The organism is Enterobacter asburiae, assembly GCF_007035645.1.
In the GTDB taxonomy this organism is placed as follows: domain Bacteria; phylum Pseudomonadota; class Gammaproteobacteria; order Enterobacterales; family Enterobacteriaceae; genus Enterobacter; species Enterobacter asburiae_B.
On the sequence record NZ_AP019632.1, the window covers coordinates 677,337 to 691,691 of the forward strand.

Below are 14,355 nucleotides of genomic sequence, written 5' to 3' on the forward strand. Positions count from 1 at the left end.
TTTAGGGAAGTGACTTTTCTGCGATTGTTTTTTATTTATAATTAATGGCAGCCATTGAATGATAGTCTACAGGAAGTCTTACTCATCAATGTCTGTATTGAGGGATGTCCAAAGCCAGAATACATTTATCGTTAATATAACAGCGCTATAAAACGAAGGCGGCCTTCTTTGCGAGGGATCGTGCTTGCTTTAATCTAAAAGGGATGGTTAGTGGCAACTTCAATTGTTTTAGTGACTCAGGATCGCTACCTTGTCAGGGGGATGAGGATATTTTTCCCGGATATTATCCTGCTCGACTCGATTGACAGAAACATATTTGATAACGGTGCAGATGAATATTCTGTATTGATTGATAGTCGTTCTCCGCTCCGTTTATATGATTACCTGATACGCCATCCGGCCAGAACGAAAAAAACAATCTGCTGCGTTATGCTCGATATGCGACACCGCGAGGAGAATCTGCTCAGTATGAAGTTATTTATGAACACGTCGCTGACCGCGCCGGATATGGCGTCGTTATTTAACCTGGTGCTCAATATGAAGGGCAGGCGCCTGACCACGAAGTGGCTGCTTAACTTACGGCTTAGCACGCACGAAGCGATCATGCTGCGGTTGCTGCGGGCAGGGATGCCGATGGAAGCAATTGCCGATGAGCTGAATACGTCGGTCAAAAGCCTCTATCGCAAACGAACGGCGCTCTCGGAACGCCTGGGGGCGGAGAACTTCAACGAGGCGTGTTTGTTTATCTTTAAAAACAAACTGCTGGACGCAGGTGGGAACGATCCCTAGGGGGGGGGAACCAAAAGCATAGAACTGACTTGCGGGTGGTATTCTGAGTTTTAAGAAAACTGGACGGTGACGACATCCTTGTTTTAGCTATGGATTTACTCTGGCTCAAAACGAGAGAAAGGGCGTTGTAATGGACACGGTTGAAGAGACTGGTTGGAAATTTTTCTGATGCTACATGATGAGCAAGAATTGTTAGATTACCTCACTGAGAATTACAGTGACCGTAAATCTCCGGCAAAGAAAGAATGGACCTTCCAGGAGCATTTCAATCTCATACCTGAAGATCTTGAGGACATGCTGCTTGACCTTTTCATCCGGTACGGAATTGAGTAGAGCAACTTTGTGATGGACCATTATTTTGAACCGGAGCTGTTTTGGTTTCAGTTTCGGCTCAGAAAAAAATTCCGCGATCGGCAGTACAAACCGCTATCTACCGGCGGATGTAAGGTGGCAGAAAATGAGCGGGTGGCGGTTGGATTTTGGGGGAGAGGAAACGCGTATTATAATGAAAAACGAATGGTATCTTCTGCTCTTTAACCCCGTTTATGAACTGCCAGAGGCTAAGCCATGTGTTTTATCCTGAGCGGGTGATACCAGAAGGAGACTCCTGGAAGTGATTGAAAAATTTAAAAGGACGTTAGAAATGAATAAATTTCTGTCTGGTCTGTGTGTTGTTTCTTTTTTTTATTTTTCTTCAATAGGTTACGCGCACTCTGCGGGGCTAAATAAAGTTCAGGTTAGTATCAAACCCAGCAGCGCTAATGGAGGATATATCCCGGTAATTTCTGATGCAGATGAAATCGAGCCTTCTGATTTCAGGGAGTCGGATCTACAGGAGATGCAGGATGGCCTGAGGAAGATGAAGTCCGACAACCGCAAAGTCGATGAACTAACTCAGAAGGTTTTACAGCTTGAGAGAAAGAATTCTGAGCAGGAGAGTAAGATCGAGCGATTGCAAAGAAGCCTTGATGACATGAAGCGGAGCAATGACAACCTTTCAAATCAGGTCAGCAATTTATCCGGCAAAATTAAGTGATAAAAAAGAGCCACCGCCTGTATTAACTTACCGGGCTATTAGCGTAAGCGTGCCTGCATTAGAGCCACGCTTATCAACGCCCAGAAATCGGCCGTAGCCATATAGCAAAAACCCAGCCATAGGCTGGGTTTTCTAAATAGTGGTGCCCGGACTCGGAATCGAACCAAGGACACGGGGATTTTCAAAACTCGTGTCATGGTAGTTTCTAAAATACCCGAAGGGAAAGGATACCAGATTTTTGAGTTGATCAACGGCGAATAAAATCTAGGAATCCCTTACCTAACTGAGTAATATTCATAGGCTTTTTGCTGGATTGCTCAGTAATTATTGATGCAACCCCCGATGCAAACTCATCAAAATCATCCAAGTCAGTAAATTGAACTAACGAACGATTTGCTAGATCATACATAATTGCTCTGAAATGGCTTCGCTCAAATGTTGTGGAAAAATGTTGCTCGGTAGTTATTAGTACCTCCTCAAGACTATGATGCTTAGCATATGTTTCAGCATGCTCATTTATAAATGATAGGATATTAATATGTGAAACAGTCAACTCGTCTATATATCGGAGGTACTGAAAAATAATTTCTTCTGAAGGTAAACGTAACGACACTGTCGAGATCAGAGCATTTCGTAGAGCTTCAGTTTTTTCCTGCTGATGATTTAAGATAGCAATGTGTGTTGACTGATAAAGGAATGAGATAAAGCTCTCATTAGCTGCTAACGTTTCCGGAAGTATTTTTTGACTCTCTCTTATCTCCTCTACAACTTTGGCTATAGTTCTTGCCCATTTATCTTTACGGGCTTCGAAAGGGTCAATTAATCCTGTAAGTTCAGTTGCCACTGAACCTACAAACGGTATCGAACCTAACGCTCCTTTAATTAGAGCCATTGTTACTTCAAGTTTTTTATCACTCGGGGGAGCTAGATCTGACATGTTACACCTTTAAGCCGATATCTGATTAAAAATTATATCAATATTGCTTTCTAAGAAGTTGAAATTACTCATTATCAGCATTGCATATATTTTTCTTGTTTTAAAATTAATTAAATATCCTATAAAAGAGAGTTGAAATATATTTGAGGTGTTAGAGTTATTGAAATATATGCAAGGTGTTGATGTTTTCTTTGCTCAAAATTTAGCTATGATTTTTCAGTTTTTTAAGTTGCTCCTTAAGCATTAAGGTAATGTATCTTGCAGAAATAATACACCCTTCTTCCTGATAATCGTCATTCTTATCAATGCCACCCAAGTCAACAACTGCCTTAGCACCAAAAACCAAAGGGCTGCTCAACGATTGAGCCGCAGATTCATAAAGTGAATACATCTCCATTTCCAATCCTGCCATTTTTCTGTGCTGCATACCAATTTTTTTCATCATTTCACTATCGGCTATAACTGCCGAACCAGAAGAGAGTGGCGCGATTCTTATTTTCATGCTTTTTAATGCTGAGTTGTATAGGTTGTTTCTGAGGTGATTTATTGTTTCTAGATCCTCGCTAGATTGTTCAAGGTCTACTTGAAGACTTCGGGATAATTCTGCATAATAAGGCTCTTGCTCAAAGTTTCCATCTTTCCATTTTCCGGTTTGATACTCCCAACAAGTTTTCCCAACTATGATATCAAGAAAGTTCGATTCTCCTTGGACACCTGCACATATACCGCTCATTGCAACTATCTTTGGCTGAAAAAGTTCAATGGCTTTGGAGGAAATGATGGCCATATTCACAAGCCCCATTCCTCGGGGAGTAATGATGAACCCCCTTGAACCATCAATTTCTACTTCCTGGCAGTTCATCCCATAAATATTTTTTTTATTTCCTAACGTGCAATTCGTTTCTTGGTATGCACTGCGTTCACTACTTAATGCACAAAATATTAGAAAGTCACAGCGAACCTTTTGAGATGCTCTGTTTATTTTTTGTTTTAGTGCTAGTTTCCAATTAAGGTCTTCTGCATAATGAACGACAGTTATACCTGATAGATTAAATAATTGAATGTCTTCAATTTCACTTATGACAAATTGAGTTAATGCGATTGCTTCAGTTTGGTAGTTCTTGCTGATTGAAAACTCTTGAATTAACTCTGATGAGCAATCTCGTTCGTTAGTCGAAGAACTGTTTTCTGGAAGAAACATATCAAATATAACTAGATCATAAAGTGTAGTGCAAATGTATCTCTTTGCCTGAGCTAAGTCTGATGCTATTGATATAGAAGGGGTAATTGAACGTTCGCTCAGTTCTTCTGTGATAGTTTCCTTTATGGATTGTAACTTTAGGTGATTGTCTTCAATAATAAGTATATTCATCAATTCCTCAGGAATTCAGTTGTTACATTAATCCATTTTGCATTCTTTTTGCTTTCGTAATAACAGGCTTGTATATTTTTGAAGCCGTACATCTCTTTTAAAGTTTCCGCAGATTCATCAATAGGATAAGGCTCACCTTCAATTTCAATTTCTGGATATTGAGTTAAAATTAGAATGGGAATGTGCATTATTTTTTTCATCTTCAATTCAAATAAAACTTCAATGCCACCTGTCGGCATTGGCACTGGAGTTCCCTGCCCAGGCAGCGCCTTATGGCTAGGTAATGACATATCTAGTACAATTTTTAGAGGAGTATTATGCACTAGATACCGGACAACATCTTTTACATTATCAACAATGGTACGTCCATCAGTATCATATTCTAACGCAGCACATATATCGCTTATTTGCGATGATTTGTGTGCATCATCTTCAACTATCAATATCATCGTATATACCTCTATGGTCAAGATGAAAGTCAAATTCGAAACATAGCAAAAGCTCTCTTTCATTAGAGTGGAAATTGAAATTACTTATGCTTCCTTCCTTCTCAAGCCTTTTAAGTTTTTTCATTCCACTATTTCCTTCAATGATGTGAGCGTCATCTATGAAATTAGAATCCTTATCTGCTGATTCTATAAATAGTCTTATTTGTGATTCAGCTTTCAAGATATCCTGAAGACATCCTAACTCTGTCGAAAGAGATAGTCTTATTGTATTATGTGCCGAAGAAGGAAAAACATTAAAGTGAATGGTGCCATCCAGTTTTCCATGCTTAGCAGCGTTATGAATTAGTACATAAAGTGCATCATATAAGATGTAATAAGTGCCGCCATCAATAGTAAATGTTTTTTCACCTATATCTATAGTAGGTTCAAAACCAATCATCCTCTCTTTAACTTCTGAAATTACAGCATTGAATAGTAAATAGATATCGGCACTTGGGGAAGCATAGCTAGGTTTGTTGAACCAAGAAGCCATTAGTCCGAATTTTTGACCGGTTAATGAGTTCACTTCTTGTGTGAATTTGGAAAATGTTCTTTTTAAATAAGGGCTTTGATTTTTAGGTGTATAAGAAAAAACACCATGTGAAGATTTTTTTTGACTTAATAGTCTTTTAGTCTTAGCAAGATCTTGCTCAACTAAACGCCAACAATAATCAATAATTAGATTAGGTAGTCTGATCACGCCAGTTCGTTTAGGATAAAGAGATAAAATATCAAAAACAAGTTGATTTGCAATTACTGTTTTAGCAGGAGTGTCTATTTCAGTGGTGATCAAGCCTGCTGGTTTTCTCTTGCTTTTTATCTGAAGGTGATTTTTTACTAAATCTTCAATCATATATTCGTATTGGAGAAGCCATTCATCAAGCCTCCGTTTGAAGTCCTTGTCCTCGAATATACTATGATATTCTTGCTCGTTAGGAAGCTTTTGAATCTCTGTAATAGCTGTTCCTTTAAATGTTCCATGCCTTATTCTACGCCCAAGATATGATGCTATGCCGAATACCTTGTTTTCACAGAATTCTTTATAACATGCCAACAAGGATTCAATTAGTTCTTCTCCGTTACTGACTGAACTGCCTTTGCTGGTCCAATCAAGTTTGAATGATGAGTCATTACTAATCATAAGATTATCTAAAATCATGGTTAACTTACTGACCATGTTATCTTCGAACCATTGCTGAAAATTCAATGGGTCAACATAAATTCTTGAGTCATCGATAGTCCCTTTTTCTTTATTAATCTGTATATCTATCCTCAGCGTCTTAGCTCTATCTTTAAATCGTTCATCTTTTGTAATTTCACCATACCAAAATAGCATGTCTGCACGCAAATTGAGTGCATCAATTGGTTTGTCAGTTAAATGGAATAATGTACTAAGGAATGTTTCGTTTGAGATGGTTATTATATGTTCAGTAACTGCAGGTGAAACTTGGTGAAGATATTTTAACAATTCTAAAAGGTTACTATTGAATTCACTAATACAAAAATCTTGAATCGTAGCTCTTAACTGATGTTCTGTATATTGACTTTTCCTATTTATAGTTATTAAGCATTGAGCTACAATCTTTAAAAGATAATCCTTAGCATCATCAGCAATTCTTTCTAAAAAATCGGGGGGGCATATTTCTCCGATATCACGTGTGTAGGACATAAGTTTTACAAATAAATACTGTTCATGCAGGTCGAGATATCCTTCTTTTTTAGTTAGAAGGTATATTAATGCCGATGAGTTCTCTAACATGCTACATGTATTATTATTGTATTTATGCCAGTTTATTTCAACATCGACCATTTTCTCACAGCGTAATTGGTTTAGATTTTTTAAATTCTCAAAATATCGGTTTATTAATGGCCTTGAAAATTGATTTATTCTTTTGTTTGAAACATAGGGAGTGTAGTAGCTTCCATGTATTAGTAGGTAATTTAACGCCTTTTCTTGTTCTATGAAAAGAAAGCACTCTCTTAGATAATAGTGGCTTGTGTCTTCATCAACTTCATCGTAGATAAGATTAGGATCGAATTCTATTGAGCAAAATTCTTGATGGATTAGTGTTAAATCCGAATTTATTAGATGGGGGGGGATGAAAGGTAATTTAAATTTTGATATATTTTGATAATATAGGAAAGCATCAAATAATGAAAATGAGTAATAGGCATTTAATGTTTTTAAGAAAACATCATAATTGTTTGGTATTGGGTTGATGAATGATTTTGCAATCAGGCCTTTTTCAAAATCAGTTGACAACTCATTTATACGTTTGCAAATAGCTAAATGTGATGTACGTAAGTTGCTTAATTGTGAGACTGCTTCAGAGAGAAAGTTATTGTTCGAAATTTTTATGGACTGCTTCAATTTGTCAATTTTGTTGAGTAACTCTTTGTCTTCTAAGGAGAATAACTGATATCTGTTGGTTATGTATGATATTACCCTTAATAAATATATAGAAACACCTTTGTTTTTAACGAGGTCATCGCATGCCTCTAATGCTTTGAGAAATTCATTTTTACTTAGATGACTCGATATACTATATGCACATTCTGTTAAAAGGCAAAGTTCATTTGTATAATTGCCTATTTCTTTAATAATTTCGGAGAGCGTGTATTCATGTGGTTGCTTTATGCCTTTTGGACAAAAATCATTAAATAGTTGCCCAACATCAGTTTTTTCAAAGAAAGTATGTGTACGTACATATAAAAGTGAGTTTTTATAATCTGTGCGTGTGCAATTTAATTTTATTTTTTCAAGTGCGGTTTTTGTACTTTTATAACTATCTGAATCAATTCCTCTCAGTAAATTCTTGGCTTTTTTTGTTTTTATATTATGAATTTGTATACTGTTTGGAGACGTCTTTTGTGAAGTAAAGAATCTTATAGGATTTAAATCAAATTCGTTTGACATCTCATTGTCCTTAATTGGTGAGAAGGAATTAATATTTGATTTCACAAATGTATAAGCGATGAGGCTAGAATCGTTAAAGTTCAAAATTAATTATTTGATAACCAAGTACTATAAGCGCTAAACACGCTACCGCCCTCAGAACGTTTGTTCTGCATGCTGGATAAATGCTTTTGTTTGATGCTAATGATTTCTTCATTAAAATCAAGGGAATTGAGGGAACAATTTTATGCCTCTCACAAAGTCGAGTTGGGTTTACATTCGTGGTCGACAATTTAGTAGGCATGGATGTTGACAGGTTATGATCAATAAGAATAGCAACTGAAATTATTGTTGCATATTATTGATTTTAATGGAATAAACTATGCATGCATTCATCAATATGCATAGACTTAACCTGTCCCTTCTCCTTCTGATAATCCCATTCCTTGCTTCAGCAACCGGGATGCCGGAATGGACCGACACGACAAACTTGGATACCGACTTGGCCTGATACTGACACGCCTCAATAATGGGGAGTCACTGACCGTCAGGGGCCTTGCTGACGACATTAACGTCTGCGAAAAAACAATACGGCGTGATCTGACCGAGCGCCTTGCTTACCTGAACTTGCTCCGACAGGGTAAACAATATCGCCTGCCTAAAGGGATACTTGGACAGCGTGTCGCCAATATGTTGCTCAATCAACTGGCCGGTCGCTTTCAGCCGCTGCGGGTGCAGATGGGCATAACGCTGTGACGACTGAATATTGCGGTGTCCGAGTTGGGCCTGAACGTCATATAAGGTGCCTCCCCGTGAAACGATTAGCGCTGCAACTGAGTGGCGGCAGGTGTGAATGCAGACCTCTTTATCGTAAATGCCTGCCCGCCGGATAATACGCCTGAAGGCTTTCTGAAGGGTAGGTATGGCCCGGCATTTGTCCCGCTCATAACGCGGGTTAGTGCCGGTGGCTATCTGCCGTTTCATCTCAGTGGCAATCTTTCGGGCGGTCGTGACATCAATCTCCGGCCAGTGACCAATACTGATGGCGCGTTTGCGACCTTGCCAGAGATAGCGTAAGAGAAAATTTTTTTGCCTTCCCCTTTACCTACCAGACCTTTGAACCCGCTGATTTCGGTGTCGCTATACTCGGCTTCACGGGAAGGGGCATCGGATTCATTAGGAGGCAGACCATCAATGAGGCGGTAAGTGAACTTAAAACAGCGTGGTGTGGACATGCAGAAGTCTCCTTATGCAGGGGTGATAAATACGTTAGTAAGGTTCAGAAAGTGAGGCAGGGTGGGAAGAGTCCCGTGCCTCAGTGCGTTATGCGAACCTTGGCAGAAAAGACAGCATGACTATGAACTGGCATTTCAGGTCATGGGGGAAGGTGAAAGAGAAATCGACGTTCTCCGGTCTGCCTCTGGTCTTCCCCGCAACTTACCCGGTGAAATCCCAGAAAACGGGGGGGAAAAAGCATTGCTGCATAACGTTTTGCAGGTAATTCCCCGTTTCCCCGTGAAAAAATTGCTGGGGTGGAACTGAATGAAAGGCAATGATGTGCTGTTTACTATTGGTCTTGCAGTGAAGAGGGTAAACTATCAGATAATAAACAACCTATATGAATAATATATAAATGAATCTGCATGTGGTTTCATTTAATCAAAGAGTATTGATGGTGGCTGGTGCGAAGGTGATTTAGCTATAGACTGTGATTCCTCATGGGCAATTAAAATTCTTTGAACTCGTTTAATCAATAATAAATTCCCACATCTACCTGTTTCAATAATACTAATTACATTTTATAAACTATCAAGTTTAGTCAGGATGCAATATGAAAAGAATACTATCTCAGCGTGGTCTGTTATTAATAATCAGCTTATGGCACTTATTCAGGATGGATTTATTCTCATTTTATGAAAGCATTCAGATGATGGGGTAAAGATAAGGGATGTGTTCGGCGGTAAATGCTCAACGTCACCCATTGAAAACGAACGGGGAAACGGGAGATTTCAAGGAAGTCGTTGTCACACAAGGGATACAAGGAGGATTGGGGCGGGAAAATAATGGGGGTGTTTCGGTGAAATGACGTTAAAAGCTCTGATTGATGTCGTATAGGGTATGCAGATGCATTTTGAAGAACGCTATTCTAGAAAAATTGTATGAGTGAGAATCGGATAGGTCTATAATGATCGAAAGCGTGCGTATTACCTGACAGCAGCAACCGACATCCAGGGATGTTCACCCAAAACTGATTTATTCAACCAGGCTCACATAGGCATATCGAAACACACCTCCCCTAATATTAAATTAAGAGGAGGGCTAATTATTCACAGGTGCTTTCTAATTTCAACCACTGAATCCCTCAACCGAGCCATCTGTATCAATTGGATTTTCGGCCATAATAGTTGATGAGAGATGTTCATTATAGAAAAAAACACCTGAATTCAACAGGAACCTATAACACTCATTTTGACTAATCGGGTTTTGGTTCGATGTTGGTTGAAACCATTCTTTTGCAAGCATCTCATAGACAAACATCCACATATCGCCTGACAGCTCTTCCATAACCATCATTTCTTCATAAATAGAGAAGTCAGGTATGAAGTTCATGAGCCCTTTTTGCCAGCAATCGCATAATAAAATTGCAACAAATGGAACTCTCATTGGGACTACATTTTTAACAACGACTTCTGGTACAGATATACCTAGTACCAAATAAAGCCATAAGCAATAAGCAACTTCGTTTCCATGGCCAAGTGAGCTTTCAGTTATTGATAATTGCCTCAAAATATGAGATATATTTTCAATGTTCTGAATATAACCTATTCTTTTATATTTTATAAGCTGATTGACGGTGTATTTCAATGTGCTGCTATCAGCTGTAACGCATTGCAATATAAAGTTTTCAAAGACTGGATAGTTTTCAGTGGTAACATTTACTTCAAATGTTCTTGATACTGCATATTTTAATATTGATTCCGTTGGTAAATCTTTTGCTGCTTTGAATGCTATGTTGAAGTAATGGATTAAATCTGATTTCTGACCTCCAATTGTATCTCGAAAGGAGAATGCTCTTAGTTCTGAAATTGCTAATGGCTCGAATTCAACCGGTAGTTGTATGATTTCCGTTTTCAAGGGGTTCAATGCTAACTCATATTCGTTTAAAAGTTCTTGCATTGTTGTTAATGCAGATTCTGCTTCCCCAATTGTATTAAATCCTAAGAAATAATCATCTATATAGCGTAAGCCACTGCTAATTCCTTTTTCACTAAGCTTAAGATCAATATTTGCTAACAGAGACTCTGCAATGATGAGTGATGTGTCTGGACCAATAGGGATTCCTATTGTTTGTCCATCTTGTGAATCTTGTAAGTGCTTATCTAATAAATTCCCAAATAAACCATTACTTCTGTTTTTTTTTGCAATGTCTTTTGTATGGTAAGTCCATGCAATGCTATGAGTATAGATCGAATGATAAAATCTGCTTATATCTGTTTTAAGTATGTATTTATGCTTACTTCTAAGTTTTGCATGGATGTCTGGCAGTTCATTTAGTGAAAACCTTGGATTAAATGCTCTGTTGCCATTACTGGCAGTGTCTGGAGTTGTCAACGATATTGTTGATTTACTTGCGCATTCGAGTATGTCGTGCCAGTTTTCAGTTATTGTTTCACTTAATCTAAAGAAGTTGACGGGATTTGGTATCCCGAGCTTTCTCCGTAGTGTTCCTTTTCTGGAGATATTATGAATGGCACACTTACTTATGAATTTTCCGGTTCTAAATAATGGAGGTAGATTATCGTATCCATTAGCAATTGCACGTGCATATTTTTCCGTAGAGAAAGGAGATAGAGCCTCTTTAGGAAAATATCCTTTTGTTAATAAGTTCTCTAATAGAGTCATATTTGTATTTCTCAATTCAATGTCATTATGGTTCTAATCGCAGTGGACTAGCTATGTTGTCGATACATCAAAATGCTAATAATGTTGTACCTTATATAATGCCGCCAGAATCAGTTTATTAATCGCCTTTCGCCCATATTCTCAGTGCAGCATTCCCCAGCAACTCGCTTCGAGCGAGAATTAGCTCCTCATCCCATTTATCCATAGCGATCAGTGGCACGTTCAAGCGCAGGCTGGTATGGGTAATAAGACCATCCCGTTTCTTAAGGAACGCAGAGTGTTGGGCCGAACGATTCACGCTGAGGTTGAGCAAGGTTAGATTTCCCAGCGTTGCGATAGCTTGTTGCCGTTTCCAGACAAGTTGCTGCTTATGTGTAAGCTCAGCGCCGGCCAGAACTATCTGACTCACTGACGTAGCGTCTGAATTTGTCACGGTATGCCCATTTTCGAGAGGCCAATGGGAGTACCAGTTTTGAGGCATGAGGTGATCAATATCGAGACTGGAAAGGTTTGGAACAACTGGCTCCTCAGTTTTCACCGAGCGACGAAGTTCCCCCTCAAGCTCGGTTAGCATTGAGCGCATCTTCTGCGTATCAAGCCTGCCAGGGTAAAGTCGTGCAGAGGTGCAAGCATTGAGGAATTCCGAGTCAGTCGGCCAACGGGAGGCCTCACCATTCAAGCTATTAAGGGTGCTGCGTAACTCAATACTGGAAATGCCGGTTTTAGCTAAGTGACGCACGACATTCATAAAGACGTTGTTATAGTTCTTAGGCGTCAGGCCACACACCGCTCTTCGTACCACATACGAGACAAGATCGTTGTAGATGGTTGTCTTTTCAGCATCAGAGATGTCAGCAACTGAAATGAGCAATGCAAGAGGATAAATCGTGGTCACGTCATAGGCTGAGATGCGTCGACCAAGGCACGCGATAGGAGTTGTGCCCAAACCACCGATCAGTTCTTTGTATTGAAGAGCATATCTATTGAGGAGTTCAACCTGCTGATTGGCTCGGTGTGAAGGCGAGCCCTTAGTTACATAGTCCCGATATTCATTGTAAAGGCGAGAAAGGTCTACTTCACGTTGCTTTTCTGCTTGCAGTGTTGCGTGAATTAGCCACTCTAGGCGAGGTTTGTTTATACGACCACGGCGTTGTTTTTCAGTCCAATACGAGTCTTCAAAGGGTTTCCACTTATTTTCATACAACGTAGCGGCATTGATGCCATCATGTTCAGCGCGCATAAAAATATAGTTGCGAATGAGGTCCGTCGCATGAAGTTCAGCGCCCCGGCCATTTAACGTTTCGAAAATGATTTGAGCGTCGTCTTCTGCCGCAAGAGATATACTGACCAGTTTCAGGTCTGCCATGACAGCTTCAATCAATGCCTCTGCATTTTGTTGTAAGGAGTGACCCTCCGAGCGAATCCACTTGATAAAGTTGCCACTAAAGAACCACAGCGCCTCCAGTGACGGAGGATGGCTGAAATGCTTACGCAGTGTGCCATGCAATGTAAAGCTATCAGAGAAAACCTTACGGAGGTCATCGACATTATCAACGTTAAGACTTTGAATAAAGTGAGCTTGATCGCGAAATGTTGGCCACAGCTTGAAGCGTTCGACCTCTTTATTTCGCATTGTTGCTTCGTTTGTGTTTTGCAAGCAAGGCAGCACTAGCATCTCTAACTCGGAAAGGCCAGTTGCACGCAACGCCAGTCGGATGGATGCCAGAATATATTGGAGCGTAGTCAGTCGTTGCTGACCATCGATAATGTGCAGAGTGTCCACGCCCATCAAGCCGTTCTTGAGTTGTGGCTCCAGCACTACCGCGCCAAGAAAATGGGGAGTCGGTTTTGTACCCGAGAGGCGGATCTGAGCTTTTTCGGTGATATCCTCCAGCAAAGCAGACCACTGATTTCGTTGGGTCCATACATAGGCTCGCTGGTAGAAGGGAACGCAATATTGACGGCGATCCTGGAATATTTGCTGGACAGTTAGCGTCTCGGATTTCATGGGTTACCTTTATGCGGCATGAAACAACAGTGAGAGATTCAGGAGCGTCAGAAACGGTTTCAGCTAACCGCCATCCTTCGGTCATAGTTTGTGCTTTCACTGGTTCAATGTATTAAATCACACATATTCGATTTACAAGCTACCTATAATCAACTGATTTTATTAACTTCATTTGGATAATACAAACGAATAGTACTGCCAGTACTGCACAGGTCGTGTGGTTCCTGTTGAGGTATATCAAGGATACAAAAAGATACTGGTTCTTTCGGGGGGGCAGTCCAGTGGCCTGGTAAAATTGTCTATCTAAATAGTGGTGTAAAATGCCTTCTTATGGCTGCGAGTTTAACGGGTTTATGAACAGCATCACTTCCTGGAGACGGGAGTAAGTTGATTGAAGGAGGGCTGGTAACCGATTGTATTGAGAACCGTGAACAAGGTCGGGAATCCTTCGCAGGGTTGTGAGTGGTTGAGCAAGCCTACCGGCGCAGTAGAGTTTTGCACACATCAAAAGTGAAGTGATGCTGCTTACCTTCTCCTGACCGGACAAAGACCGGATTCTGTCTCGCTGTGATGAATCCACCAGATAGGCATACAAGTTGGAAATAGTATTTATTGACCGTTTGAAGCGGAACAGACAACGACACTGTGACCGGAAGGGCAGGGAGTCGCTTAAGGGAAATGCTCGAGTGGGACACAAGGGGTAAAGCAGCGGGCATCTGTGACTAGAACACCCAGAAATCTACCGGAACCCTGAAAAGCAAAAACCCGCCTTGTGGGCGGGTTCTTTAAATAGTGGTGCCCGGACTCGGAATCGAACCAAGGACACGGGGATTTTCAATCCCCTGCTCTACCGACTGAGCTATCCGGGCAACGGGGCGCATTAAACCCGATCTGCCCCGTGGCGTCAACGAAAAATGTTGTTTTCG

The 14,355-nt window shown here is 40.1% G+C and carries 9 protein-coding genes, 1 tRNA gene and 1 pseudogene; 3 read left to right on the top strand and 8 right to left on the bottom strand.

Annotated elements, in window-relative coordinates:
- The first annotated feature begins 261 nt into the window (after nucleotides 1–261).
- Both FOY96_RS03255 and FOY96_RS03265 read left to right on the top strand, forming a co-directional pair.
- Complete coding sequence (locus FOY96_RS03255; protein ID WP_045403948.1) at nucleotides 262–789, top strand: helix-turn-helix domain-containing protein; 528 nt, start codon at nucleotides 262–264, stop codon at nucleotides 787–789.
- A 613-nt stretch (nucleotides 790–1,402) separates the two neighbouring features.
- A complete protein-coding gene (locus FOY96_RS03265) occupies nucleotides 1,403–1,825 on the top strand; it encodes a hypothetical protein (protein ID WP_232926345.1) in 423 nt (140 codons plus the stop codon).
- 247 nt (nucleotides 1,826–2,072) lie between these two features.
- Here FOY96_RS03265 and FOY96_RS03270 read toward each other — a convergent pair whose 3' ends face one another.
- The 4 genes from FOY96_RS03270 to FOY96_RS03285 form a co-directional block, all read right to left on the bottom strand.
- Nucleotides 2,073–2,762: a hypothetical protein gene (locus FOY96_RS03270; RefSeq protein ID WP_112778362.1), complete on the bottom strand. Its 690-nt coding sequence runs from the start codon at nucleotides 2,760–2,762 to the stop codon at nucleotides 2,073–2,075.
- A 202-nt stretch (nucleotides 2,763–2,964) separates the two neighbouring features.
- Complete coding sequence (locus FOY96_RS03275) at nucleotides 2,965–4,134, bottom strand: phosphorylase family protein (protein ID WP_126327632.1); 1,170 nt, start codon at nucleotides 4,132–4,134, stop codon at nucleotides 2,965–2,967.
- A complete protein-coding gene (locus FOY96_RS03280; RefSeq protein ID WP_126327631.1) occupies nucleotides 4,134–4,583 on the bottom strand; it encodes a DNA-binding transcriptional response regulator in 450 nt (149 codons plus the stop codon). The genes FOY96_RS03275 and FOY96_RS03280 overlap by 1 nt, the downstream gene beginning before the upstream one ends.
- Nucleotides 4,567–7,539 (bottom strand): hypothetical protein, encoded by a 2,973-nt coding sequence (locus FOY96_RS03285; RefSeq protein ID WP_126327630.1) that lies wholly within the window; start codon nucleotides 7,537–7,539, stop codon nucleotides 4,567–4,569. The genes FOY96_RS03280 and FOY96_RS03285 overlap by 17 nt, the downstream gene beginning before the upstream one ends.
- A gap of 450 nt (nucleotides 7,540–7,989) precedes the next feature.
- Here FOY96_RS03285 and FOY96_RS03290 point away from each other — a divergent pair, with 450 nt between their 5' ends.
- Nucleotides 7,990–8,274 (top strand): DeoR family transcriptional regulator, encoded by a 285-nt coding sequence (locus FOY96_RS03290; protein ID WP_233441313.1) that lies wholly within the window; start codon nucleotides 7,990–7,992, stop codon nucleotides 8,272–8,274.
- Here FOY96_RS03290 and FOY96_RS23335 read toward each other — a convergent pair.
- From FOY96_RS23335 to FOY96_RS03310, 4 genes and pseudogenes are all read right to left on the bottom strand, one after another.
- Nucleotides 8,194–8,753 (bottom strand): annotated as a pseudogene (locus tag FOY96_RS23335) (Arm DNA-binding domain-containing protein); the annotation flags it as partial. The gene FOY96_RS03290 and the pseudogene FOY96_RS23335 overlap by 81 nt on opposite strands.
- Before the next feature lie 1,111 nt (nucleotides 8,754–9,864).
- Complete coding sequence (locus FOY96_RS03300; protein WP_143346499.1) at nucleotides 9,865–11,421, bottom strand: RNA-directed DNA polymerase; 1,557 nt, start codon at nucleotides 11,419–11,421, stop codon at nucleotides 9,865–9,867.
- 118 nt (nucleotides 11,422–11,539) lie between these two features.
- Nucleotides 11,540–13,429: a DUF262 domain-containing protein gene (locus tag FOY96_RS03305; protein WP_112778082.1), complete on the bottom strand. Its 1,890-nt coding sequence runs from the start codon at nucleotides 13,427–13,429 to the stop codon at nucleotides 11,540–11,542.
- 793 nt (nucleotides 13,430–14,222) lie between these two features.
- Nucleotides 14,223–14,298: transfer RNA gene (locus FOY96_RS03310), tRNA-Phe, on the bottom strand.
- Nucleotides 14,299–14,355 lie beyond the last annotated feature (57 nt).